The 24,984-nt window shown below is 40.3% G+C and carries 22 protein-coding genes and 1 pseudogene; 8 read left to right on the forward strand and 15 right to left on the reverse strand.

Going from position 1 to position 24,984, the window contains the following annotated elements:
• Nucleotides 1–158: 158 nt before the first annotated feature.
• From lpxA to rimO, 12 genes are all read right to left on the reverse strand, one after another.
• Entirely contained in the window at nt 159–947 is a 789-nt protein-coding gene (gene lpxA, locus HLH16_RS07440) for an acyl-ACP--UDP-N-acetylglucosamine O-acyltransferase (RefSeq protein ID WP_131289052.1), read from the reverse strand.
• The gene (gene fabZ / locus HLH16_RS07445; protein WP_131289085.1) at nt 944–1,429 is read right to left on the reverse strand and encodes a 3-hydroxyacyl-ACP dehydratase FabZ; all 486 of its coding nucleotides are present in this window, start codon (nt 1,427–1,429) and stop codon (nt 944–946) included. The genes lpxA and fabZ overlap by 4 nt, the downstream gene beginning before the upstream one ends.
• A 6-nt stretch (nt 1,430–1,435) precedes the next feature.
• The gene (lpxD, locus tag HLH16_RS07450) at nt 1,436–2,503 is read right to left on the reverse strand and encodes a UDP-3-O-(3-hydroxymyristoyl)glucosamine N-acyltransferase (RefSeq protein WP_131289054.1); all 1,068 of its coding nucleotides are present in this window, start codon (nt 2,501–2,503) and stop codon (nt 1,436–1,438) included.
• 3 nt (nt 2,504–2,506) lie between these two features.
• Nucleotides 2,507–3,004 carry an OmpH/Skp family outer membrane protein gene (locus HLH16_RS07455; RefSeq protein ID WP_171528864.1) on the reverse strand — a complete coding sequence of 166 codons (498 nt, stop codon included), beginning with the start codon at nt 3,002–3,004 and terminating at the stop codon, nt 2,507–2,509.
• Nucleotides 3,005–3,081: 77 nt separating this feature from the next.
• Nucleotides 3,082–5,628, reverse strand: a complete 2,547-nt coding sequence (gene bamA / locus HLH16_RS07460) for an outer membrane protein assembly factor BamA (protein ID WP_131289058.1) — start codon at nt 5,626–5,628, stop codon at nt 3,082–3,084.
• Between the two features lie 41 nt (nt 5,629–5,669).
• The gene (rseP, locus tag HLH16_RS07465; protein WP_171528865.1) at nt 5,670–7,025 is read right to left on the reverse strand and encodes an RIP metalloprotease RseP; all 1,356 of its coding nucleotides are present in this window, start codon (nt 7,023–7,025) and stop codon (nt 5,670–5,672) included.
• Nucleotides 7,026–7,028: 3 nt separating this feature from the next.
• A complete protein-coding gene (gene ispC, locus HLH16_RS07470) occupies nt 7,029–8,225 on the reverse strand; it encodes a 1-deoxy-D-xylulose-5-phosphate reductoisomerase (RefSeq protein WP_131289062.1) in 1,197 nt (398 codons plus the stop codon).
• Complete coding sequence (locus HLH16_RS07475; RefSeq protein WP_131289064.1) at nt 8,226–9,050, reverse strand: phosphatidate cytidylyltransferase; 825 nt, start codon at nt 9,048–9,050, stop codon at nt 8,226–8,228.
• A 3-nt stretch (nt 9,051–9,053) separates the two neighbouring features.
• Nucleotides 9,054–9,806: a polyprenyl diphosphate synthase gene (gene uppS / locus HLH16_RS07480; RefSeq protein ID WP_171528866.1), complete on the reverse strand. Its 753-nt coding sequence runs from the start codon at nt 9,804–9,806 to the stop codon at nt 9,054–9,056.
• A 6-nt stretch (nt 9,807–9,812) separates the two neighbouring features.
• Complete coding sequence (gene frr / locus HLH16_RS07485; RefSeq protein ID WP_131289069.1) at nt 9,813–10,367, reverse strand: ribosome recycling factor; 555 nt, start codon at nt 10,365–10,367, stop codon at nt 9,813–9,815.
• A 77-nt stretch (nt 10,368–10,444) separates the two neighbouring features.
• Nucleotides 10,445–11,173, reverse strand: a complete 729-nt coding sequence (pyrH, locus tag HLH16_RS07490) for a UMP kinase (protein WP_067724540.1) — start codon at nt 11,171–11,173, stop codon at nt 10,445–10,447.
• A 58-nt stretch (nt 11,174–11,231) separates the two neighbouring features.
• Nucleotides 11,232–12,575, reverse strand: coding sequence for a 30S ribosomal protein S12 methylthiotransferase RimO (gene rimO / locus HLH16_RS07495; protein WP_131289071.1), 1,344 nt, complete (start codon nt 12,573–12,575; stop codon nt 11,232–11,234).
• 360 nt (nt 12,576–12,935) lie between these two features.
• Between rimO and glnL the strand changes: the two genes are divergently transcribed.
• Entirely contained in the window at nt 12,936–14,045 is a 1,110-nt protein-coding gene (gene glnL, locus HLH16_RS07500) for a nitrogen regulation protein NR(II) (RefSeq protein ID WP_131289073.1), read from the forward strand.
• Nucleotides 14,032–15,513, forward strand: coding sequence for a nitrogen regulation protein NR(I) (gene glnG, locus HLH16_RS07505; RefSeq protein ID WP_131289075.1), 1,482 nt, complete (start codon nt 14,032–14,034; stop codon nt 15,511–15,513). Before glnL ends, glnG begins: the two co-directional genes overlap by 14 nt.
• 59 nt (nt 15,514–15,572) lie before the next feature.
• Here the strand turns inward: glnG and HLH16_RS07510 are convergent, their stop codons facing one another.
• From HLH16_RS07510 to mnmG, 3 genes are all read right to left on the reverse strand, one after another.
• Nucleotides 15,573–15,899 (reverse strand): hypothetical protein, encoded by a 327-nt coding sequence (locus HLH16_RS07510; RefSeq protein ID WP_131289077.1) that lies wholly within the window; start codon nt 15,897–15,899, stop codon nt 15,573–15,575.
• Between the two features lie 151 nt (nt 15,900–16,050).
• Nucleotides 16,051–17,256 carry a 3-(3-hydroxy-phenyl)propionate transporter MhpT gene (mhpT, locus tag HLH16_RS07515; protein ID WP_131289595.1) on the reverse strand — a complete coding sequence of 402 codons (1,206 nt, stop codon included), beginning with the start codon at nt 17,254–17,256 and terminating at the stop codon, nt 16,051–16,053.
• A 313-nt stretch (nt 17,257–17,569) separates the two neighbouring features.
• Entirely contained in the window at nt 17,570–19,450 is a 1,881-nt protein-coding gene (gene mnmG, locus HLH16_RS07520) for a tRNA uridine-5-carboxymethylaminomethyl(34) synthesis enzyme MnmG (protein WP_171528867.1), read from the reverse strand.
• A gap of 255 nt (nt 19,451–19,705) precedes the next feature.
• On the opposite strand from mnmG, the pseudogene HLH16_RS07525 reads away from it, so the two are divergent.
• The 6 genes and pseudogenes from HLH16_RS07525 to fis all read left to right on the forward strand — a co-directional run.
• Nucleotides 19,706–20,050 (forward strand): annotated as a pseudogene (locus HLH16_RS07525) (hypothetical protein); the annotation flags it as partial.
• Nucleotides 20,051–20,342: 292 nt separating this feature from the next.
• Nucleotides 20,343–21,233 carry a bile acid:sodium symporter family protein gene (locus HLH16_RS07530; RefSeq protein WP_131289601.1) on the forward strand — a complete coding sequence of 297 codons (891 nt, stop codon included), beginning with the start codon at nt 20,343–20,345 and terminating at the stop codon, nt 21,231–21,233.
• 284 nt (nt 21,234–21,517) lie between these two features.
• Nucleotides 21,518–22,393, forward strand: a complete 876-nt coding sequence (locus tag HLH16_RS07535) for a bile acid:sodium symporter family protein (protein ID WP_131289603.1) — start codon at nt 21,518–21,520, stop codon at nt 22,391–22,393.
• A 134-nt stretch (nt 22,394–22,527) separates the two neighbouring features.
• Nucleotides 22,528–23,433 carry a 50S ribosomal protein L11 methyltransferase gene (gene prmA / locus HLH16_RS07540; RefSeq protein ID WP_131289605.1) on the forward strand — a complete coding sequence of 302 codons (906 nt, stop codon included), beginning with the start codon at nt 22,528–22,530 and terminating at the stop codon, nt 23,431–23,433.
• 15 nt (nt 23,434–23,448) lie between these two features.
• A complete protein-coding gene (locus HLH16_RS07545) occupies nt 23,449–24,321 on the forward strand; it encodes a DUF3426 domain-containing protein (RefSeq protein WP_131289607.1) in 873 nt (290 codons plus the stop codon).
• A 386-nt stretch (nt 24,322–24,707) separates the two neighbouring features.
• Nucleotides 24,708–24,977, forward strand: coding sequence for a DNA-binding transcriptional regulator Fis (fis, locus tag HLH16_RS07550; RefSeq protein WP_001086304.1), 270 nt, complete (start codon nt 24,708–24,710; stop codon nt 24,975–24,977).
• Nucleotides 24,978–24,984 lie beyond the last annotated feature (7 nt).

Genomic DNA, 24,984 nt, shown 5'->3' on the forward strand with positions numbered 1-24,984 from the left:
AATACGGTATTCTGATGTGACAAAACCTGAATCCTGGTCGTTAAAGTGTTTGTTTGCACTCATATTTTAACTGTTCGGACTCAGGTTTTTTTATTTAAATCAAACTATGGGACAGCAGTGCCATAGAAGGTGTCTTTTTTATTGAGCAGCATATTCGATTAACGAACAATACCACGCTTCGATTGTTCCAAAGAGTCAATCAGCAACTGAACTTCAGGAACTTCAGGCAGGATTTCCGCACGAATCTGTTGAATCGCCTGTTCGGTGGTTAAACCTTCCTTGTAGATCAATTTAAATCCTTGACGCAATCCCTGGATCACATTCTTAGACCAACCTTTACGACGCATCCCTTCTACATTCATTGCAAAGGCATGTGCCGGATTGCCTGAAACCATCACATAAGCGGGTACATCTTTCAAAATTAACGAAGCACCGCCAATCATACTAAAAGAATCGATTTTGCAGAATTGATGAATACCTGAGTTTCCACCCACCACCACATAGTCACCAACATGAACATGTCCAGCAACACCGACATTATTGGCAAAAATATTATGATCCCCCACCACACAGTCATGTGCAATATGGGTATTCACCATCAATAAGTTATGGCTACCAATTTTGGTAATGCCCTGATCTTGCGTCGTACCACGGTGTAAACTGCAATGTTCACGAATGGAATTGTGATCGCCAATTTCAAGCCAGGTTTCTTCGCCAGCATATTTTAAATCCTGACATACTTCACCCACACTCGCAAACTGAAATATTTCGTTGTTTTTCCCAATGCGAGTATAGCCACCAATTACTACATGTGAATGTAGCTTGGTGCCTTCACCAATGCTGACCTGCGGCCCAATAATACAATAAGGACCAATTTGTACATCTGAAGCAATTACTGCAGATGAGTCAATAATGGCGGTTGGGTGAATTAAATCGTTATTACTCATGCCTGCTCTATTTTCTGATGCGAAACCGTAATTTCCGCGGTTGTTGCTACAACGCCATCCACTGTGGCGATACAATTATATTTGTAAATGCCACGTTTGTGCATAACCAATTCTGATTTTAATACCAATTGGTCACCAGCAACGACCTGTTTTTTAAAACGGACTTTTTCAACACCCGCAAAAAGAAACAGTGATCCTGGACCAGGTTTTTCATTATTCATGATAAAACCAAGTATACCAGAGACTTGGGCTAATGCCTCAACAATCAAAACGCCTGGCATAATCGGGTAGCCCGGGAAGTGCCCCTGTAAAAACTCTTCGTTGATTGAAACATTCTTATAGCCCACGATGCCATTATCAGTCACATCTACAATGCGATCGACCAATAAGAATGGATAGCGGTGAGGTAAATATTCACGAATTTGTTGAATGTGCATTGGCAATTCAGGTTTCGTAAATGCAGCAGTATTCGACTCGGTCATCATATTCTATTTACGCTTAAAAGTTGATTCAAGGGACTCTATTTGAGCCTGTATATGATCAAGCCGTTTCACTAATTGGGTCAATGGCACATCTGCTAATTGTTTAAAGCGTACAGCAGCACGTTTCCAGTGTAAACTTTCCAACATTGGTGTTCCTGAAGAATAGCTTCCCGCCTCAGAAATACTTTTTGTGACCATTGACATGCCGGTAATTGTCACATTATCTGCAATATTAATGTGACCGACCACACCTACTCCACCCGCAAATATACAGTTTTTGCCAATTGTGGTACTACCCGCAATACCGCATTTTGCTGCAAGCGCTGTATTGGCACCAATCTTGACATTATGGGCAATTTGCACAAGGTTATCAATAATCACGCCATCTTCTAGAATTGTGTCGTCCAATGCACCACGGTCGATACTGCAATTTGATCCAATTCGCACGTCATTGCCAATTTTAACTGACCCTAGTTGTGCAATACGATGCCATTTACCTTGATAAGGTGCGAAGCCAAAACCTTCTCCACCAATCACACTGTTGGCATGAATACGTACTCGATCACCTACTTTCGTTTCACCCGTTAAAGTGACATGTGAATCAATAAAACATTGTTTGCCAATTTCTACATCATCATCGATTTTAACGTGCGATTGAATGACTGTTTCATCACCCACCACACAATTTTCACCGATCACCACATAATGTCCAATATAGGCACTATCAGCTACGATGGCAGAGGAATGAATTCGAGCTGTACTTTCGATACCCTGTTGCGTATGTTTTTTTTCAAAGACATGCGTCAGGATGGCAAAAGCCAGATAAGGATTATCAACCACAATAAAATTATTATGTGTATCTAGCTGTGATTTTAAAGCTGTAGTGACAATCAGTGCACCTGCTTCTGAAGCACGTGCATGATCTAAATATTTTTCAGAATTTACAAATGCAATATGTTTGGCTTGAGCGACATCTAAGCTTGCCAATCCTTGTAACATTAAATCAGATTGACCGACAGACTCGCCTTGTACAAGGCGAGCAAGATCTTCTAAGCGAAATTGTCTAGGATTCATTGATTACTTAATAATATTGACCTTTTGAATCATTTTATCAGTTAAATCATATTTAGGGTCATAGGCAAGCGCTGAATTTTTATTCAAAACAACATCTAAATTATTTTCTTTACGCAATTGTTCCGCAGTTTGCTTCACACGCGCGTCAAAAACATTACGAATTTGTTGAATCGAATCTTGTACGCTGTCCTGTACAGATTGCTGTAATTGATTCAATTCTTGAAGCTTGGCTTGATACTGTGCCGAAAGCTTTTGCTTTTCTGCATCTGTAAATTTGGTATTGGATTGTGCCCGTTGCTGTAATGCTTCAAGCTCTTTAGATAACTGCTCAATTTTAGTAGTTTGTGGCTTGATTTTTTGCTGTACAGTTATATTTTGCTGCTTTAAATAGCTACTATTTTCCACAAGACGCTCTAAATCAATCACTCCGTAACCGGCAGCCTGCGTTAAAGAGGTCGTGCTTGCCAAGGCGATACCCATCACCATCATCATTTTTTGCATCATATTCTCTTTAAGTTTGATTGTGTCAATACACCCGATAAATGTATTAACACAACCTAAATTATTCTTACGTCACCTTAGAAAGTACGACCAATTTCAAACTGGATATTTTTAGTATTATCACCCGATTTTTCATTCAATGGGTAAGCATAACTGAGTGAAAGTGGGCCAATCATGGTAATCCAGGTAAAGCCAGCACCTACGCTATAACGCATGTTATTCGCATCAAATCCAAAATTATCTTCACAATATTGTTTAGCACTGATACCCGGATCAGTTGCGGTACCATTTAAATACAAGTTTCCGCTAGGGACTTTACACTGGGTGTCAAATACTTGTGCACCTTCAGCAAAAAGTACTGGTCGAACCTGACGCGTCCAATCCCCTTTAAACGGAAGAGGTAATGCAAGTTCTGCACCAAATTGTACTAGAGCATTACCACCAACTTCTTCAGGATTATAATCTTTAGTTTTGGACTCATTATACGTTACACCCGGATATTTCGGTCCCAATGTACTGTTGTCATAACCACGAACTGAACCAAAACCACCCGCATAGAAGTTTTTATAGAATGGCAAATCATTACCATAACCTAACTTACCATAACCACGAAGCACAAAGTCATAGGGTAATGATAAGAATGCTTGAGCATCATAAGTCAATTTTTGGTATTCAACATCACTGCCTGGTAATGCAATTTCACCATTAACACGATGTGACATACCGCTTGTTGGGAATACCGGACGGTTTAAGGTGTTATACGACCAGCCCAAATTCAAGTTATAGGTTAAGAAATCCCCTTCAAAAGCATTGTCATATGTAACTTCTGATACAGCACAAGTATAAGATATTACAGTTGTTCCATCTGTGTCATATACAGGTACAGTGAGTTGAGAATTACCCGAAGCATCCGCTGGACAACTTGAACCTTTATCCGTTGATTTACCGCCATTAGCAAGTAAATAATCACGAACATAGGTCGATACATAAGAACCTGCCGTTACCTTAGTCTGATCAATATTCAGACCAGCACTAATGCTTTGGTTCTCATCAATTGGATAACCAAAAGTGATACCACCACCAAAACTATCCGTCACATAGTTATTGACGTTATAGTCGTTATCCAGCTTGGTTTTACGGTAGTACATGTTATAACCACGACGTACACCATCAATGGTGAAGTACGGATCTGTCACACTTAAATTATAATAATCTTGCGTTTCTGAACGAGACAAATCGATAGAAACACTATTACCTGTACCCAAGAAGTTAGTTTGACTTAAACCTGCTTGGAAGGTCACACCACCACTTTGCGAGAAACCAACCGCCAAAGTACTAGTTCCAGAATGTTGCTCTTCAACATTGATATTTAAATCAACCTGATCTGGCACATTTGGAATACGAGCAGGTTTAATATCTACCGTTTTAAAGAAGCCGGTACGTTCTAAACGAACTTTAGACAGGTCAATTTTTTCATTACTTGCTAATGCACCTTCCATTTGGCGCATTTCACGACGTAATACTTCATCCGCTGTTTTGGTATTCCCAGTAAAGTTAATACGACGTACGGTCACTTGTTGACCTGGATTAATATAATAATTCAGATTAACCAGTTTAGTTTCTTCATTAATTTCAGGAACCATGTTCACTTCGGCATAGTAATAACCAGCATTACCATATTTACGAAGCAAAAGCTGTTTGACTGCATTTACTTTTTCTTGAGAATAAGTTTCGCCATCTTTGTAAATTTGCAGTGCTTTCAGTTCTTCTGGTTTATAAAGTGCATCCCCCAGGAACTTGGTTTCACCAAATTTGAACTGCTCACCTTCTTCAACAGCGACTTCAACAAAGATATTCTTTTTATCTTCACTCAGGTTCAAACTTGAATTGGTAATATTAAAGTTGATATAACCTTTGTTTAAATACAGAGCACGTAAAGCTTCCAGACTGGCTGCCATTTTTTCACGGGCATAGCGATCGTTACGGGTAACAATCGAACTCCAGTTACTTTCTTTCACTGCAAACGCTTGCTTGATATCGCTTTCATTAAAAACAGTATTACCAATGATATTGATATCTACAACTTTAGCTGCTTTACCTTCCACAAACTCAATAGTTAAATCGACACGGTTGTTTGGTTTAGCGACTGTTTTAACACTTACATCAGCGTCATAACGACCTTGCTGCATATATTGTTGTTCAAGTTCTGTTTCAATGGTTTGCAGGGCAGATTTTTTCAAAACCTCACCTTCTGCAATGCCCATTTTTTTAAGCCCATCTTGAAGTGCTTCTTTAGGAATGAGCTTGTTCCCTTTAAACTCAACCTTGGAAATCAGTGGACGTTCAACCACGCTAAAAATGAGCGTATCCGCTTCTTTTGATGCTTTGATATCATCAAACAAGCCCGTGGCATACAAAGCACGAATTGAATTTGCAATAGTCGTATCATCGACACGATCGCCAGCATTGACAGGCAACATCCCATAGACATTTGTTGGCGTTAAACGAACAAGCCCGTCAATTTTAATATCGCGGACAATGAATTCATCTGCTGCATATACTTGTTGTACTGCTGCCATTGCACTAATGAGCGCCAAAGGCATAAATAAATGTGTGTGCTGCATGCCAGTCTTTTCCGATGTTAATTTATTTCGTATTTACGTTGTTATAAACGCATGAAGTCATTGAATAATGCAAGGAGCATCATGCTGCCGAGCAGTACCATACCAATTTTTAAACCAACCAATTGTATTTGTTCAGAAACAGGTTTACCACGAATCAGCTCAATAAAATAGTAAACTAAATGTCCACCATCCAGCATAGGAATTGGTAATAAATTTAAAATACCCAAACTCACGCTCATTAAAGCCATAAAAGAGATAAAGGTCTGCCAACCCATTTCCGCGCTTTGTCCTGCCACTTTCGCAATGGTAATCGGGCCGGATAAATTATCCAGGCCAATTAAACCACGAAACATTTTGACGATCGAGTTCAAAATCATACCTGAAATTTGACCCGTTTTATCAACCGCCATCACAAATGCTTCAGTCGGACTGTATTGAATCATTTGTTTATAATCTGCAGGTATATTTATTTCCCCTGGAATATTCTGTACGCCAAGCATACCTGAAACATTCCCCATGTTGTCACGTTTGGCTTGTGGCATCACGTGCAAATGCAGCAATTGATTTTGACGTAACACATCTATTTTTAACAATTTTTCTGGTGAAGCCTGAACCACTTGAACCACATCAAACCAGTCATTCATTTTTACGCCATCAATCGCAACAATTTTATCGCCTTCTTTCATCCCTTGACGAATCGCTGCACCATCTTCACTAAGTTTAGTGGCAATGGCAGGAATGTGTGGGCGATATGGCATAAAGCCTAAACTGTCTAATGCAGATTGATTTTGATTTTTTAAGAAATTTTGAATGGGTAATTGAAAGGTTTTAATTTGCCCATCACGTTCTACCTGAATTTCAATTGAACCTGTTTCACCTACACGGTCAACCAAAGCAAAATTCAATTTTTCCCATGTCTTGGTTTCAGTACCATCCACTGTTGTAATTTTGTCACCCACTTGCATTTGAACAGTTGCAGCAGGTGTATTCGGTAACACTTTACCAACACGAGTATTCAGTTGTTCTTGGGATGGGATAAATAAAATCCAGAATAAAACCACAGCAAAAGCTAAATTAATCAATGGACCTGCAGCCACAATCGCAATTCGCTTCCATGGATGCTGACGATTAAAGGCTTTTGGTAAATCTTCTTCCGCCACGCTACCTTCGCGCTCGTCCAACATTTTCACATAGCCACCTAAGGGCAATGCAGAAAGTTGATATTGAATGCCAGACTTCTTAGACGTCCATTTAAATAATGTTGGTCCAAAACCAATTGAATAGACTAAAACTTTCACACCGAGTTTACGTGCAACAATATAATGCCCAAACTCATGAATCGCGATGAGCGGTCCAAGCAAAAGAATGGCTGCCACAACAATAAACAAGGCACTCATGATTTAGTTTCCTTTATTGATGACAATTTGCTGTGCTACAGAACGAGCAACTCGGTCAGCTTGTAAAATAAGTTCAATCGATTCCGCCGCACCACTTTCAACCTGATTCAAGGTTTGTTCAACCACTTGAGGAATTTCAGTAAAGCCAATGCTATTTTTCAAGAATGCTTCAACAGCAATCTCATTCGCAGCATTTAAAATTGCGGGTGCCAAACCACCACTTTGCATTGCTTGTCGAGCCAGTTTCAATGCGGGGAAACGAGTGGTATCAGGTTCTTGAAAATCCAGTTGATGATTCACAAATAGATCCAAGGCAGGCACATGGGTTTGAATACGCTCTGGCCATGCTAGCGCATGCGCAATTGGCGTACACATATCAGGATTGCCCATTTGTGCCAAAGTCGAACCATCCACGTATTGAACCATAGAATGAATAATACTCTGTGGATGTACAACCACTGTTACAAACTGTTCTGAAATTGCAAAGAGATGACAGGCTTCAATGAGTTCCAAGCCTTTATTCATTAAAGTCGCAGAATCAACAGAGATTTTTTGCCCCATCGACCAATTTGGATGCTTGCACGCTTGTGCAGGTGTCACATTTTGTAATTGTTCAAGACTATGATTTAAAAATGGCCCACCAGAGGCGGTAAGCAAAATACGCGACACCCCCTGTTTAGGCTGACCGTTACGTTCTGTTTGGAAATAATTCTGAGGTAAGCATTGAAAGATAGCATTATGTTCAGAATCGACTGGAAGCAATTCCGCATGATAATCATGTGCAGCTTGCATCATCAGGTCACCCGACATCACCAGCGCTTCTTTATTCGCCAGCAAGACTCGCTTACCCGCTTTTACCGCAGCCAATGTAGGCAATAGACCTGCCGCACCAACAATGGCTGCCATGACCACATCGACATCTGCATGTTCAGCAACGGCAATCAAGCCGGCTTCATCGGTCAAAATTTCAATATCGTTAAGATTTTGATTTTGAAAATGTTGCTTGAGTTCATCAACCTTATTTGAGGGAACAACTGCAATTTTCGGTCGATACTGTTTGCATATTTCCACAAGTTCCAAAATTCGACTATGCGCCGTGACTGCAAATACAGAATACTTTTCAGAATGCTGCTGCAGAATTTTTAAGGTACTTTGACCAATGGAACCCGTTACACCTAATATACAAACAGATTGTGACATCTATAAATCTACACCAATAAGTTTTAAAACATACATGCCTGCAGCAAAAATTGGAGCAGCAGCAAGCAATGAATCAATACGGTCAAGCACCCCGCCATGCCCTGGCAGAATACGACCCGAGTCTTTAATTCCGGCACGACGTTTGATCATGGACTCGAACAAATCGCCCAATACAGAACTAAATACAGTGACTACAGATAAAATTAAAAACAGAATATGCTGAGCCAAAGTTAAATCTAAATAAACAACTTCGACCACTACCACAATAATCATTGCAGTGAAGATGCCGCCATATAAACCTTCAACCGATTTATTTGGACTCACATCGGGTGCCAGTTTTTTCTTACCCAATTTACGCCCGACAAAATAAGCGCCACTGTCTGCCCCCCATACCAGTAAAAACAGGTACATCAGCCACCATGGCGAGCTATTCCAGACTGAGAAAATTGCGGTCACTGCAGCAGAAATTAAAATAAATCCAATCACATTTAAGCTTGAATTATACCATCCATCATAACTTGGATATGATTTAACCCAAAAGATGCTTAAAATCCAGGAAAAAATGGAAGCTGCCCAAAGTAATAGAGCGATATCATTAAAATATAATGCCAAAGTTGCTAATGCTGCTGTCGCTAATCCATAACCCCAAGCAAAGGGTTTCACCAGATTTTTATTTTTTCCTGGCATAAGTTTAAACCACTCATACCCTGCGACCCCTGCTGCAACAATCATCAGCACAAACATTGGATACTGAGACTGTGTAGCAAACATACAACTAAGTACAACTGCTACCAATACCAATGCGGTTATAATCCGCTCTAACATTTATTAATTCTCAAGTTTCTCTTGTTGGATTTGCTCTGAAGTTTTACCAAAACGACGTTCACGCCCAGCAAAGACTGCTAACGCATCATCGAATTCTTCAACGGTAAATTCAGGCCATAAGGTTTGGGTAAAATACAACTCAGCATAAGCGGCTTGCCAAAGTAAAAAATTCGACAAACGATAATCACCACCCGTGCGGATCAGTAAATCTACCGCGGGTAAATCCGCCATACTGACATGTTGCCCAAACAACTCAACATTTATATCTTCAACTGCGACTTTTTTTGCCAGAACATCCGCTGCAATTTGTTTTGCAGCCTGCGCCATATCCCACATACCACCGTAACTAATCGCGATGGTCAAAGTCATGCTGTCGAACTTAGCAGTCCTTTGTTCGGCTTGCAACATCAACTCACGTAAATGCGCAGATAAACGAGAACGATCACCAATAAAACGTAAGGCAATATTGAATTTTTCCATTCGAGGCAGTTGCTCATGGATTGTTTCTTCTAACAATGCCATGAGTAAATCAACCTCAAATTGAGGACGATTCCAGTTTTCACTAGAAAATGCAAAAACGGTTAACGCTTGAATTTGTTTTTTTCTACAGTGCTCAACAATCGGATCCAGGACATTCTTCCCTTCACGGTGTCCAGCACCCTTTTGCATTTGCATTTTTTTTGCAAAACGATTGTTGCCATCCATAATGATGGCAACATGTTTTGGAAGAGGTAAACTGTCTTCTGATACGGTCATTAAATCTTAGACCTTCATCAATTCAGCTTCTTTCGCAGCAAGGCGTTTGTCCACTTCAGCAACAAATTTATCGGTGATTTTCTGGATATCATCAGATGCACGACGATCATCATCTTCAGAAATTTCTTTTTCTTTCAATAATGCTTTGATGTCGCCCAATACATCACGACGGATGTTACGGATCGCAACTTTGGCATTTTCAGCTTCAGTGCGTGCAACTTTCTGCATGTCACGACGTGTTTCTTCAGTTAGTGCAGCCATTGGCACACGAATCGCATCAGCAGTAATCGGATTTAAACCCAAACCTGCTTCACGAATAGCCTTATCAATTGCTGAAACCATTGTACGTTCAAATGGTTGTACCAACAATGTACGTGAATCTTCAAGACCCACGTTTGCCACTTGGTTTAAAGGCACATCAGAGCCATAGTAAGGAACCATCACACCATTCAAGATTGATGGATGCGCGCGGCCAGTACGAACTTTAGCAAAACCATGTTCTAAAGACTCTAAAGTCTTGTTCATGCGGTCTTCGCTGTCTTTTTTAAGATCGTTAATCATATGATCTTCCTTACTTAATTCTAAGAGATATAATTACTAAATAGCGTGTAGTATAAAGAGCTTTCAGGCTCACGTCATTAATTGGTAACGTGAGTCCCTTCTTTTTCACCCATAACCACTGAAAGCAATGAACCCGACTTATTCATATCGAATACTTGTAGTGGCACATTATGATCACGGCACAAGCAGATCGCAGTTAAATCCATGATGCCTAACTTTTCATCTAACACTTGGTCAAATGTAAGTGTTTCATATTTTACCGCATCGTCATATTTGCTTGGATCTTTATTATATACGCCATCCACTTTAGTGGCTTTTAAGATCAAGTTGGCTTCAATTTCAATACCACGCAAGCAAGCAGCTGTGTCAGTAGTAAAGAATGGATTACCTGTACCCGCAACAAATACGCACACTTCGCCTTGAGTCAAATGACGGATGGCATCACGGCTTGAATACGCTTCAACTACTGCACCAATTGGCAAAGCAGACATTAAACGGGTTTTGATGTTACGGCGTACCAAAGCATCACGTAATGCCAAACCGTTCATAACAGTTGCAAGCATGCCCATTTGGTCACCTGTTACACGACCAACCAAACCATCTTTTTGCAATTGGCTACCGCGGTACAGGTTACCACCGCCAACCACGATACCGACTTGAACACCCAAACCCACCAAATGAGCAATCGCTAAAGACATTTGATCAAGCACTTGTGCATCAATCCCCATGTCCTTATTTCCTGCAAGTGCCTCACCAGAAAGCTTAAGCAAAATGCGTGCATAACGGGGTTTTTTTGAATCCAACATCAGGAAATCTCCGAATCTTCCAATATCTAAACTTTTATTCGTATACTTTTATGACAGATCAAGCAGACTTGACTCGAATTAACTTCGCATATAAATCATATTCATCTGCATCGGTAATTTCGACTTCAAGCAAATCGCCGGCTTTAATTTGACTCTTATCAATATCTTCTACAAAGACATTACCATCAATTTCAGGTGCATCTGCATAAGAACGTGCCACAGCCACCGGAAATTCATCTTCCAAATCATCAACCAGTACTGTCATGGTTTGACCAATACGTTTTTGCAGTTTGGCTGCTGAAATTTCTTGCTGTACTTGCATGAAACGTTCATAACGGTCTTGCTTGATTTCTTCAGGCACATGGTCTGGAAGATCATTTGCTGTCGCACCTTCAACAGGTGAATAGGTAAAGCAACCTACGCGATCAAGCTGTGCTTCTTTGAGCCATTCAAGCAAAATCTGGAAATCTTCTTCAGTTTCACCCGGGAAGCCAACCACGAATGTTGAACGAATCACCAATTCAGGGCATTTTTCACGCCAAAGTTTAAGACGTTCAAGCGTATTTTCACTATGGGCTGGTCGCTTCATCAATTTCAAGATGCGCGGACTGGCATGCTGAAAAGGAATGTCTAGATATGGCAGGATTTTACCTTGTGCCATTAAGTCAATCACCGCATCCACATGTGGATATGGATAAACGTAATGTAGACGCACCCAAATACCGAGTTGACCTAAAGCTTCACACATGTCGAAGAATTTGGTTTTAACCGGCTGACCGTTCCAAAAATCCAGCTTGTACTTGGTATCTACACCATAGGCAGATGTATCTTGAGAAATGACCAAGACTTCTTTTACACCGGCTTTTTTCAACGCTTGTGCTTCGCTTAAAACAGAACCCACAGGACGTGAAACCAGATCACCACGCATACTTGGAATAATACAGAATGTACAACGATGGTTGCAGCCTTCCGATATTTTCAAATAGGCATAATGTTTAGGAGTCAAACGAATACCCTGTTCAGGAACAAGGTCAATAAACGGGTTATGCTTTGGTGGTTCAGGTACGTACTCGTGTACGGCCTCCATCACTTCTTGATATGCCGCGGCACCTGTCACTTTAAGGACATTCGGGTGCATTTTACGAATTTTGTCTTCATCTTTACCCAAACAACCGGTCACAATGACACGACCATTTGCGCTCATGGCTTCACCAATTGCATCTAACGATTCTTGTACGGCAGATTCAATAAAACCACACGTATTCACAACAACTAAATCAGCACCATCATAATCCGATGCTACATCATAACCTTCAGTCTTTAACTGAGTTAAAATTCGTTCAGAATCTACCAATGCCTTAGGACAACCTAAAGAAACGAAACCGACTTTGGGGGATTTCATGAATCTGCACTCCACTATAATCCGCGTATTGTATGTCTTTTCCGATCATAAAAATAGGTAGAAAGCCGACTCTTTGCATCACGCACCAAAATATGCCTATATTTTTACCAAATATTTTAAATGCACCATTTTGGTTCACTAATATTTTTATTTCCTTTACTATGCTATGTAAATTCTGTAATCAAACAACAAAAAGCACACTTTTATAGCGTCAGAATTTTTATTTCCACACGTGCTCAAAGTTGGCGTGCATTTTGCTTTATTTCGACAACGTTTAACTCGTTGAATGTCCCATAACAGGGAGAAATGACAAGAAGTGCAGATGCCATTGCGCTATTTTAATACAGGATGCTTTCGCTAATGGATCAACCCGCCGGGATCGACTATCGCCTTTTAGTGGATAACTTAACCACCGCCATTTTACTGGTCGATAGCCAGCTGAATATTTTTTATTTAAATTCTTCTTGTGAAGCTTTGTTTGACATCAGTTTGCTGCGTGCTTCAGGTCAACCCGTCTTAAATTTACTGCATATGCCTGATGATGAGTTTAATACCGAAGAAGCGTTATTGAATACTTTCGTCACAGGACAGCCTTATACCCGTCGTGAAGCCACCATTAGTGTCAACTTTAAAGATATCCATGTGGATTATACTGTTTCACAAATAAACGCTCAAAAGCCGTATCACCCGCTTCTACTGATAGAATTAAATCCGATTGATCGGATGTTGAAAATCTCTAAAGAAGAAAACCTGATTCAACAACACCAGGTTGCACGACAGCTGATTCGTGGTGTGGCGCACGAAATTAAAAATCCTTTAGGCGGCATCCGTGGTGCAACCCAATTGCTGGCACGCAGCTTAAATGATCCTCAATATTCAGAATTCACTGACATTATCATTAGTGAAGTGGATCGTTTACGTAACCTGGCGGACACCATGCTCGGCTCGCGCCAATTGCCAAGCTATGAATTAGTCAATGTACATGAGCCACTCGAACGCGTGCGCTCACTCATTACCAATCAAACTAAAAAGAAAATCAAAATCACCCGTGACTATGATTTGTCTCTACCCGATGTCATGGCAGACCGCGATCAACTGATTCAGGTCATGCTCAACATTAGTGTAAATGCAGTCCAAGCCATGATGGAAAATAAAGAATTCTTTGTAGACCATCAGCCTGAACTTATTTTGCGAACACGGATTCAGCGTCTAGTCACCATTAATGGTGTGTTAAAGCGCTCTGCTGTTCGTATTGATATTGAAGACAATGGCCCGGGTGTACCGGAAGAAATTTTAGAATCGGTGTTTTATCCACTGGTCACAGGACGTGCTAAAGGCACAGGGCTCGGTTTGAGCATTGCACAGAATATTATGCATCAACATAGCGGAATGATTGAATGCCAATCAGTTCCAGGAAAAACAGTCTTTAGCTTATATTTACCTTGGGAGTTTAACCATGTCGCGAAATAAAATATGGGTAATTGATGATGATCGCGCCATGCGCTGGGTACTGGAAAAAACATTCAAAGAAGAAGGTTTTGACGTTACCAGTTTTGAAGAAGCACAATCTGCGCTCGATCAACTTAATATAGATGCGCCTGATGTAATTTTGACAGATATCCGCATGCCGGGAATCGACGGTCTCACTTTCTTGGGTAAAGTGAAAGGTAGCCATCCGGATTTGCCTGTCATTATTATGACCGCTCATTCAGACCTGGAATCTGCGGTATCCAGCTATCAAACCGGTGCTTTTGAATATTTACCAAAACCGTTCGATATTGATGAAGCATTGGCATTGGTGAATCGTGCAATTTTGCATATTGCCAAGTTACAACAACAAGAATCTGCAAAAACAGCACCGCCTATTCAAACGACCGAAATCATTGGTGAATCACCTGCAATGCAGGAAGTTTTCCGTGCAATTGGCCGTTTGTCACAGTCGCATATTACCGTACTGATTAATGGTGAATCTGGTACAGGTAAAGAACTGGTTGCACATGCCCTGCATCGCCATTCGCCACGTAGCAGCAAGCCTTTTATTGCCTTAAATATGGCTGCTATTCCAAAAGACCTGATTGAAACTGAACTTTTCGGTCATGAGAAAGGCGCATTTACCGGAGCCAACTCGCAACGTCAAGGTCGTTTTGAACAGGCCAATGGCGGTACCTTATTTCTAGATGAAATTGGGGACATGCCATTTGAAACCCAAACACGTTTACTGCGTGTCTTGGCAGATGGTGAATTCTATCGTGTCGGTGGTCATATCCCGGTCAAAGTGGATGTGCGTATAGTCGCAGCAACTCACCAAGACTTGGAAAAACTGGTTCATGATGGTCGCTTCCGTGAAGATTTATATCATCGCCTGAACGTGATCCGTATTCACATTCCAAAACTGGCCCATCGTAGTGAAGACATTCCAATGTTGGCGCAGCACTTCTTGGCACGCGCTGGTAAAGAATTAGGGGTGAATCCTAAAATCTTGCGTCCAGAAACCCAAGAGTACATGCAACAATTACCCTGGCAAGGCAACGTCCGTCAGTTAGAAAATACCTGTCGCTGGCTTACAGTCATGATTACTGGACGTGAGGTTTACCCTGAAGATTTACCGTCTGAATTGAAACAAATTCCAATTCAACGTTCGGGTGATGAAGCCCAACCACACAGTAATTTTGATCGTGTTTCACTGCATCACTGGGATGAATTATTGGCTCAATGGGCGATCCAAAAGCTTAAAAACGGTGAAATGAAGATTTTGGACATTGCCACACCCATGTTTGAACGCACTCTGATTACTGCCGCTTTACAACAAACCCGTGGTCGTAAACGCCATGCTGCTGAATTGCTCGGCTGGGGACGTAATACCCTGACTCGCAAGCTCAAAGAACTAGGCATGGACACGGCAGATGATGATGTTGAAGAAGAAGTCATCGAGAACTAAACTTTTTTAGTACTACAAAATATAAAAGCTCCTTCGGGAGCTTTTATATTAGATTCTATTTATGCCGTAAAACCGACATAACGAGAATATCCTGCTATGCCCAAATCAGATTGAAAAATCAAATAATTGGGATAAGTGGATTGCGTGATTTCTGCAAACATATTTACCTGATCATCATTAGCATGCAGATCATCAACCGAACGTGACATGGTTTGCTCAAATTCATCGGTCATATATTCAAAACCGATATCCATGGCAATAAATAAGGTATGTTCACAGGGCTGTACATACTGCTCTTCAGCCCAATTAATGACGTTTTGTTGACAATGGGGACACTGAATGTTGTCCGTTGCTTGAATGGATAATGGAATAAGTTGATAAGCCATATAAAAATAAGTCTGTTTGCTATACGCCCATTTTAGCAAATTATTTAGATGACTTTATTTTTTCCAAGCAAGATTTGCAATAAAAAAGGGAATCTGAAGATTCCCTTTTTTAAATCATGTTTTAAAGCTCATATTTTTTAAGATCAGGATTTTATTTATGCGCAGATTTATAACGCGATAACGCAGTGACCGCCACAGCCGAAATGACTACTGCCGGTAAACTCGCCACTAAAATACCGGTGGTTCCCAAACCGAGTGCCAAGATTTTTCCGGTAAGTAATGGTCCAGTCATTGCACCCAAACGTCCCAGAGAAATCGCGCTGCCCACACCGGTCACCTTACCTGCACCCGAATAGAAGATTGGCGAAATACCGTACAGAATCGACTGCCCCCCGGTTGAGAAGATCCCGCCCATTACACCCGCCAGAACCAACATTGGAATAGAGGTTGTCGTGAATAACAGACTCAAGGCAACAAATAAACCACTATAAATAATCACTGCCATCTGCCAGAGTTTTAAACGATCCAGCAAGTAACCCAAACCTAGGGTACCTATCACAGCACCGACTTGGAAAATCAGCATAATGCTGAATGCTTCTTGCTTAGACAGCCCTTGTTCCATCAACAAGTTAGGCAACCAGCTAATCAAAATATAATTGATCATCAGGGTAAAGAAAAAACCCACCCAAAGTGGCAAAGTGTTCTTATACTGCTGGTTTTTAAATAATACTTGTGCCATTCCTGGAACAGATTCAGTAGGCATCTGAACGACAGCAGCCATTTTTGGCTTGTCTTTTAAAATAAACGCCATACATGGAATAAGCGCTAAGGGCGTTAAGCCACCAATCAGGAACAAGGTTTGCCATTGAATCTCAGGCAATAAAATTGCCAGACCGGCAACAAAGATCGCGCCTACAGGTAAACCACAATACATCAAGCTATTTAACTTGCCACGATTGGCTTCCGTCGCTTCATCACCCACCACTGAAATCATGGTCGGCATTGCTGCCCCCAGCCCAAGTCCAGTAAAGAAACGTGCTGCATATAAAACTTCGACGCTTGGCGCAATTGCAGTCAGCGACATGAAAATACCAAAAATACCAATAGATAACATCAGGACTTTCTTTTGTCCCAAATAGTCAGCAATACGCCCACCAAAGAATGCTCCAAACAGCATTCCAAATACGCCTAAACTAAAGACATAGCCCATCTGAACTTGATCCAAACCGAATGTCGCTGCAATTCCTTTAGCGGCTATACCCGGTGCTTGAAGATCGAAACCTTCAAAAAATGCGACCCAAAAACACAAAAATATCGTTAAGATTTTTTGTAGTTTCCCTGTGTGTGTTTGTGCCATGATTGATCTCCATCAATAGTATACAAATCGTTTTTACAATAACGATTCATCTCACTATTCTCTGTGCAATCGTTCGATAGAAATACCACGACAATAGTCGGATTTCATGGCTTTAAAATAGTAAAGAGCTATCAAATTAGACTTAAAAGATTAAACAAATAGACTTTTTAAATATTAATTGTATTAATTTTAATTTATTTTCAAATACTTATATTTATAGTAGTTATTAATGATGAAATCATAGTCAGAATTGATTCATGAAAATTAGGCGATAAAAAAGCCCGCATTTCACGGGCTTTTTAACTTTAAAATCTTAAGCAGATTTTTTAGCTTGTGCATTCTTACGAATGGTAATCATGACGAGCTGTACCGCAGCAGGTGTAACACCTGGAATACGGCTGGCTTGCGCCAAAGTTTCAGGACGTACCTCTTTCAACTTCAAGGTAATTTCACGAGATAAACCAGAAACAATGTCATAGTCAAAATCGGCAGGAATACGTGTTTCTTCCAGACGCTTCATTTGCGCAACATCTTCATGTTGACGGTTGATGTAACCGGCATATTTCACTGCAATTTCAATTTGCTCACCGACAAATGGCGTCACTTCAGAATTGGTTAATTCTGCAATTTGAGCAAAACTGATATTTGGACGTTTAAGCAAATCAATCGCACTACATTCTTTACTTAAATCCGCACCCGTCATCTCAACGAATTTTTTACCCATTGGATTATTTGGTGCAGCCCATAAGTGCTGTAAACGACCGGTTTCTTTCTCAACGGCTTCCATTTTTTCACAGTAAGCTGCCCAACGCGTATCATCAACCAAGCCCATTTCACGGCCAATTGCAGTTAAACGTTGGTCGGCATTGTCTTCACGCAACATCAAACGGTATTCGGCACGTGAGGTAAACATACGGTACGGTTCTTTAGTCCCGAGTGTAATCAAGTCATCGACAAGCACACCCATATATGCTTCATCACGTTTTGGTGACCATTGTTCTTGATCCCAAGCACGGCGTGCTGCGTTCAAGCCTGCAAGCAAACCTTGTGCACCGGCTTCTTCATAACCGGTGGTACCGTTAATTTGACCGGCAAAGTACAAATTATTGATCGCTTTAGTTTCAAGCGAAAATTTCAATGCTTGTGGATTGAAGTAATCATATTCGATGGCATAACCCGGACGAAGAATGTGCGCATTCTCCATACCACGGATTGAACGAACCAATTCAAACTGCACATCGAATGGTAAAGAAGTCGAAATACCATTTGGATAAAGTTCATGCGTATCTAAGCCTTCTGGCTCAAGGAATACCTGGTGAGAATTTTTATCGGCAAATTTATGGATTTTATCTTCAATTGATGGGCAATAACGTGGACCCACACCTTCAATTTTACCTGTATACATCGGTGAACGGTCTAAACCGCCACGGATGATTTCGTGCGTACGTTCATTGGTATGCGTGATATAGCAGTTCACTTGTTCCGGATGCATAGATGCATCGCCCATGAATGACATGGTCGGAGATGGGAAATCACCCGGCTGCGGCGTCATCACCGAGAAATCCACTGAACGTGCATCAATACGTGGCGGTGTACCTGTTTTTAAGCGTCCGACTGGTAAATTCAATTCACGTAAACGCGCAGCCAACGAAATTGATGGCGGATCACCCGCACGACCACCGCTAGATTTTTCAAGTCCGACATGGATCACACCACCCAGGAAGGTACCCGTCGTCAATACAACCGTTTTCGCATCAAAGCGAATACCCATTTGAGTCACAACACCTTTAACGGTATCGCCTTCCACAATCAAATCATCAGCTGCTTGCTGGAAAATATCTAAATTGGCTTGATTTTCTAGAGTTTCACGAATCGCAGCTTTAAAACGAACACGGTCTGCTTGCGCACGTGTTGCACGTACTGCTGCACCTTTACGTGAGTTTAAAATACGGAATTGAATACCGCCTTTGTCGGCAGCAAGTGCCATGGCACCGCCTAAAGCATCAATTTCACGGACTAAATGCGATTTACCAATACCACCGATGGCAGGATTACAGCTCATCTGCCCTAAAGTCTCAATGTTATGAGTTAAGAGCAAAGTCTGGCGACCCATACGCGCTGCAGCAAGTGCTGCTTCGGTACCTGCGTGACCGCCACCGATAACAATGACATCGTAAACTTTAGGATAATGCATAATGGTTTGAGAGATAAAAAAGAATGACGGAGTATTATATCAAAACTTGGAAAGATAAGTTGACAAAATAAGTTGATTTTATCAATGAAGACAGGATTGCTAAGCTCGGCATAAAAAGCTGAAATGTAATCATGCTTTGCAGATTTACTATAGAAACAAAACACTTAGTTGGCAAAAATTTACGTGATTGGCATTGTTTTATTCTGGTTGTTTTTTAAGCTATAGGTTGGTTACATTACAAATAAGGTATAAAAGATGAATAAGAATTTCCTGCTCTCATCCATCCTCTGTGGTTTATGTCTCGCACCATTTGCAGCCTCAGCAAATGATAAAGTCGAAAAAGTATATGATGCTCAAAGATACCAAAAGGTGTGTAAAGGTAAGAGCCAAGGTGCGCCAGTCAGTTTTGCATATCGCGGTATTATCTGGAATGGTACTTGTGAACCTCAATTCTTCCCTTCCGGCAAAAATGCTTCAGTGAGTGGAGATGAAGCAGAGTTGATGAATGCATGTAGTGGAGATATGAATGCTAAAATGGCAACTGTAAATGGTACTGAGATGAAAGGTAAATGTGCTTTAGGATTTATGGCACCTCGACCTACTTCGCAACCTCCAATGCAGTCTGAGCCACAAATGCAATCTCCAATGCAATCTGAGCCACAAATGCAACCCCAAATGCAGTCTCCACCCCCTATGCAACATCAAATGCAAACTCAACCACAAATGTAACCCCAACCTAAACTTCCGTCTCAACAATGAGTATAAAACACTCATTTTATTCAAATTATTAACGGGTAAAAGGATTACTTTTACCCGTTTTGCATATTGCTAATTTAACAAACTTGTTTAAACTCAAAACATATTAAGGATAAAAATATAAAAAGGATATTCCATGGATTCGGGGCTATTTACTTTTTTTTTACCTATAGCGCTTGCCATCATGATGACTGGATTAGGGCTAGAACTTACGGTTAAAGATTTTCTTCGCGTACAACGCCATCCTAAAGTTATTTTTCTAGCTCTATTTACACAATTGATCGTTCTGGTCCTGATCGCGTTTTTAATCTGTATCCTGTTAAAACTTCCACCGCTTTTAGCCGTGGGCCTGATGCTACTTGCCGCTTCACCAGGCGGGCCAACTGCAAATTTAATCAGCTATCTTTTCAAAGGTGATGTGGCACTTAATCTCACTCTCACCACGATCAACTCCCTGATTTGTACTTTTACGCTACCTTTTATCGTAAATCTGTCGATTCGTTATTTTCTAGGTGAGCATCCAAAAATTGGGATGCCGACTGAAAAAATCACCCAAGTATTTTTAATTGTTTTCATCCCGGTTTGTTTGGGAATGTTTATTCGTTCAATTGCACCCAACATTGCGTTAAGACTAAATAGACCCATGCGATTATTTTCCGTACTGTTTTTATTCTTAATTTTCTTTTATGCCTTATATAGAGAACGTTTAAACATCGTTGAATATTTTGCCGATATTGGACTTGCAACTGCACTTTTTTGTTTTACCAGTTTATTGGTTGGCTATCTTATACCGCATCTGGCGGGGGTATCTGATAGACAAGTACGTGCATGTACCTTTGAGATCGGCATTCATAACACCTCAGTTGCAATGACGATTGCACTGTCCGTATTATCTAGTACCACCATCGCCTTACCTGCAGGCATCTATTCTATTTTTATGTATGTTTTTGCTTTTATATTTGGCTATATTTTAACAAGACGCCCAGTTGTACTTAAAGAAGAAAATCCCAAAATCCTCAATGATTAAATAAATATCTGATTCATAGCTGCAATTGATCCCTTAGGCATACCCTGTAATATGAATCAGATCTAAGTAAAATAATAATTCCACCGCTCAATTACTTTCAGCCCACCCAGAAAGATTAAAGCAACTTCAGGCAATTAGAGTTGCACTGATCAACGGTCAATTCTCGCTATTCCATATTCTTTATTTATCCGCTATACACTTAGTAGTATTCAATTTAGTAAAAATCAGTACAAGAAAACTTAGTCTAATCAAAAAAAGAACGAACAAAGAAAAGGAGATTTCGAATGGATTCAGGAATCATCACTATTTTATTACCTTTAGCACTTGCCATCATTATGATTGGTTTAGGGCTGGAGCTCACACTTAAAGATTTTGCCCGCGTAACCCAGCAACCCAAGGTCGTTTTCATTGCCCTGTTTTGCCAATTGGTTGTTTTAGTCAGCATTGCATTTATCATTTGTAAAGTTTTAGCACTTTCGCCCCTTCTTGCTGTAGGCTTAATGCTACTTGCCGCATCCCCCGGCGGAAGTACAGCCAACCTGTTTAGTTATCTTTTTAAAGGTGATATTGCCCTAAACATCACTTTAACCGCGATCAATTCAGTGATTGCCGCTTTTACCCTGCCTTTTATTGTCAATTTTTCCATTCAATACTTTATGAATGATGGACAACAAATTAGTTTGCAACTTGGCAAAATACTGCAAGTGTTTGCCATTATTATCATCCCCGTCTGTATTGGCATGCTGATTCGACACTATGCGCCCCACTTCACGGCAAAACTGAATAAACCGCTACGTATTTTTGCGGTGAGCTTTCTGGTGCTCATTATTATTGGTGCAGTCGCGAAAGAACGTCATCAAATTTTGGACTATTTAGCGCAAGTAGGCTTGGCGACGGTTTTATTCTGTTTATGTAGCTTGATGATTGGTTATTTTGTACCGCGCTTGCTGGGTATTCATAACGCTCAAGCACGTGCCTGTGCCTTTGAAATTGGCATTCATAACAGCACACTTGCCATGACGATTGCCCTTACCATCATGGCAAGCTCTACCATTGCTATGCCTGCTGCAGTGTATTCAATTTTCATGTATGTTTTTGCCGCTGCATTTGGCATGTTACTCAATAAATTCGCACCCCAGCCACATGCCGTAGCGAATTAATTCATTGGGTTCAAATAAAAGACTGGTTCATATACGTCCTTTTATTTTCAGGATAGTTTTTATCAATATATAGTTGTTTAAGCCTGAGTTCCGTTACAATGCTATTTTTAAAAACACAAATTTAGGTTATCTCCGTGAAGTGGTTACAAATTCATATTACCGTTGATCAAGCTCAAGTCGATTTTACTGAAACCCTACTCAGTTCATTAGGTGCCGTTAGCGTAACTTTAGATGATGCTGAAAATCAGGACTTACTTGAACCACTTCCAGGTGAAACTCCACTTTGGAATAAAGTCATTGTGACTGGCATCTATGCCCAAGAAGAAGGCGAAGAAATTGATGTTGATGCTTTAAAGACATTTATTACAGCACAAATGCCTGAAGCGCCATTACGCCATGAATTTCTTGAAGACCAAGAATGGGAACGTACCTGGATGGATGCGTACGAGCCGATTCAAATCGCGGATAAATTCTGGATCGTACCTGAATGGATGGAATCACCTGATCCAGAGGCTGTGAATCTTAAACTAGATCCAGGTTTGGCATTTGGTACCGGTAACCATGCAAGTACTTTCTTGTGCTTACAATGGCTCGGTAAAACTGATGTTAAAGATAAAATTGTCATCGATTATGGTTGTGGTTCAGGCATTTTAGGCGTTGCTGCACTCTTATTAGGTGCCAAAAAAGTATATGCCACGGATATTGACCCTCAAGCTGTTTTAGCTACCCAACAAAATGCTGAATTGAATGGTGTACTAGAGAACTTATTTGTTGGTTTGCCGGATGAATTCAATGAAGAGTTTAAAACTCAAAAAGCAGATGTATTTGTCGCAAACATTCTTGCCGGCCCGCTCATGGCACTTGCGCCTGAATTCGCAACTTTAATTAAATCTGAGGGAGAGTTCGCACTTGCTGGCATATTAGAAGAGCAAGTTGCTGATGTTTCTAGTGTTTATTCTGAGTTTTTTGATATACTCGAAGTCGAAAAACGCGAAAAACATTGGTGCCGAATTTCGGGAAAACGCCAAACGACCCATTAAAATTTTGAATAGACTATGAGCGAAAAACAAACCTACTGCCCGAACTGTTTTACCAAGTATAAAGTCTCCGTGGCTCAACTGACAGTTGCTAGCGGCATGGTTTGTTGCGCAAAATGTTCGACAAATTTTAATGCGTTAACGCATCTTGTAGTAGAAAAAGAGCAATCTTCTTCTACTACATCGACTCCCTCTTCAAATCTTGACAATAAAAAACCTCAATCCAATGAGACGAGCGCTGCGACCTTTATGGCAGATCAGCACCCAGAACAACATTTACTAGATATTTTCGATCGGAAAGTAGAAAATTCCAATATTGATTTAAAAACCTATCTCAACAATTTAAATTATTTCAGCACAGAACCGATTGGAACTTACCCTGCTCTTAATTGGTCTGAAAAATCAGAACAAGAGGACAAAAAAAGCTCCTGGAACTATGTTTTATGGGGTGTTGTAAATTTATGTTTGATTAGTTTACTTATTTTTCAGTTTTTTTGGTTTAACCCGAAAATTTTAAACAATAGTCCTGTGTTTAGTGCTTTATTTAATACCGCATGCCAGACATTCAAGTGTTCTGCGATGGAACAGAATTATCGCCTTATATCAACCAATAAAGTTAAAATAAAAAAAATTTCGAAGAAAGAGACCCAATTTACCGGTGAGCTCATCAACTACCATTCCAAAAGTTTAGCCCTGCCGATTATCAAGGTGAATTTAAAAGATAATGGAGAAATTATTTCTTCTTATTCTTTCCAGCCTTCTGAATATTTGATTGACAGCCTTACAGGAATACAACGAATTCCACAAAATAGTCCTTTTAAATTTAAGTTTAGCCTTCCTGTGGAACGTAAAAGCTTTGATACCTATAGTTTGGAAATAATTCGACCTTAATATTGAAAAAAACTATTAAAAAACGCAAAAAAATGTAAAAAAAATGCAGTTTTCTTGCTCACTTTTTCTTAGACAATGCTATCATACGCGCCACGAAAGCTTTGTGCTGCAAACTCCTCACTATTTTCACAACAATTATAGTTTAGCTTATATGCGCTTTATCCTGATAATGCGTATTGAGTAGATTTTTTTGTTTTGATTTTGGTCGGTAACAAATATTAAACTATTGTTACGCTTAATTTTCGATCAAAAACGTCGAGTTGTGGCAAGCTAAATGTACAAGTTTTTAGAACTTCCGTTTTAGGACCTAAAACGGAATTTAAATTTTAGACCACTTTTATATATCCCTTTACCCAAGTGATATTTGATTTTTCGGATTAATTCGCATGAATAGCAAATCTCCTATTTTTACTGCACAATCTGATGTCGCTCTTCGTATTCACGTAGATCGCGCAGTTCGCCATTATTTTGCACAATTGCAAGGCGAGCAACCTTCTCAGGTATATGACATGGTGCTGGCAGAAATGGAGAAACCTCTTCTATCTGTAGTTCTAGAATATACGCGTGGTAACCAGACACGCGCTGCTGAGATTCTCGGATTGAACCGTGGTACTTTACGTAAAAAGTTGAAAGCTCACGGTTTAATGAGTGAATAAATGATAA

It is taken from the genome of Acinetobacter sp. ANC 5378 (genome assembly GCF_013004315.1).
GTDB lineage: Bacteria > Pseudomonadota > Gammaproteobacteria > Pseudomonadales > Moraxellaceae > Acinetobacter.

Excerpts from the sequence above, each read along its gene's own strand:
- pyrH (WP_067724540.1), bottom strand. The coding sequence starts at position 11,173 with ATGTTGGATTCAAAAAAACCCCGTTATGCACGCATTTTGCTTAAGCTT.
- fis (WP_001086304.1), top strand. The coding sequence starts at position 24,708 with ATGAATAGCAAATCTCCTATTTTTACTGCACAATCTGATGTCGCTCTT.
- HLH16_RS07510 (WP_131289077.1), bottom strand. The coding sequence starts at position 15,899 with ATGGCTTATCAACTTATTCCATTATCCATTCAAGCAACGGACAACATT.
- rimO (WP_131289071.1), bottom strand. The coding sequence starts at position 12,575 with ATGAAATCCCCCAAAGTCGGTTTCGTTTCTTTAGGTTGTCCTAAGGCA.
- bamA (WP_131289058.1), bottom strand. The coding sequence starts at position 5,628 with ATGCAGCACACACATTTATTTATGCCTTTGGCGCTCATTAGTGCAATG.
- HLH16_RS07535 (WP_131289603.1), top strand. The coding sequence starts at position 21,518 with ATGGATTCAGGAATCATCACTATTTTATTACCTTTAGCACTTGCCATC.
- HLH16_RS07545 (WP_131289607.1), top strand. The coding sequence starts at position 23,449 with ATGAGCGAAAAACAAACCTACTGCCCGAACTGTTTTACCAAGTATAAA.
- HLH16_RS07455 (WP_171528864.1), bottom strand. The coding sequence starts at position 3,004 with ATGCAAAAAATGATGATGGTGATGGGTATCGCCTTGGCAAGCACGACC.
- glnG (WP_131289075.1), top strand. The coding sequence starts at position 14,032 with ATGTCGCGAAATAAAATATGGGTAATTGATGATGATCGCGCCATGCGC.
- lpxA (WP_131289052.1), bottom strand. The coding sequence starts at position 947 with ATGAGTAATAACGATTTAATTCACCCAACCGCCATTATTGACTCATCT.
- rseP (WP_171528865.1), bottom strand. The coding sequence starts at position 7,025 with ATGAGTGCCTTGTTTATTGTTGTGGCAGCCATTCTTTTGCTTGGACCG.
- glnL (WP_131289073.1), top strand. The coding sequence starts at position 12,936 with ATGGATCAACCCGCCGGGATCGACTATCGCCTTTTAGTGGATAACTTA.
- mnmG (WP_171528867.1), bottom strand. The coding sequence starts at position 19,450 with ATGCATTATCCTAAAGTTTACGATGTCATTGTTATCGGTGGCGGTCAC.
- HLH16_RS07475 (WP_131289064.1), bottom strand. The coding sequence starts at position 9,050 with ATGTTAGAGCGGATTATAACCGCATTGGTATTGGTAGCAGTTGTACTT.
- lpxD (WP_131289054.1), bottom strand. The coding sequence starts at position 2,503 with ATGAATCCTAGACAATTTCGCTTAGAAGATCTTGCTCGCCTTGTACAA.
- HLH16_RS07530 (WP_131289601.1), top strand. The coding sequence starts at position 20,343 with ATGGATTCGGGGCTATTTACTTTTTTTTTACCTATAGCGCTTGCCATC.
- uppS (WP_171528866.1), bottom strand. The coding sequence starts at position 9,806 with ATGACCGTATCAGAAGACAGTTTACCTCTTCCAAAACATGTTGCCATC.
- ispC (WP_131289062.1), bottom strand. The coding sequence starts at position 8,225 with ATGTCACAATCTGTTTGTATATTAGGTGTAACGGGTTCCATTGGTCAA.
- mhpT (WP_131289595.1), bottom strand. The coding sequence starts at position 17,256 with ATGGCACAAACACACACAGGGAAACTACAAAAAATCTTAACGATATTT.
- fabZ (WP_131289085.1), bottom strand. The coding sequence starts at position 1,429 with ATGACCGAGTCGAATACTGCTGCATTTACGAAACCTGAATTGCCAATG.
- frr (WP_131289069.1), bottom strand. The coding sequence starts at position 10,367 with ATGATTAACGATCTTAAAAAAGACAGCGAAGACCGCATGAACAAGACT.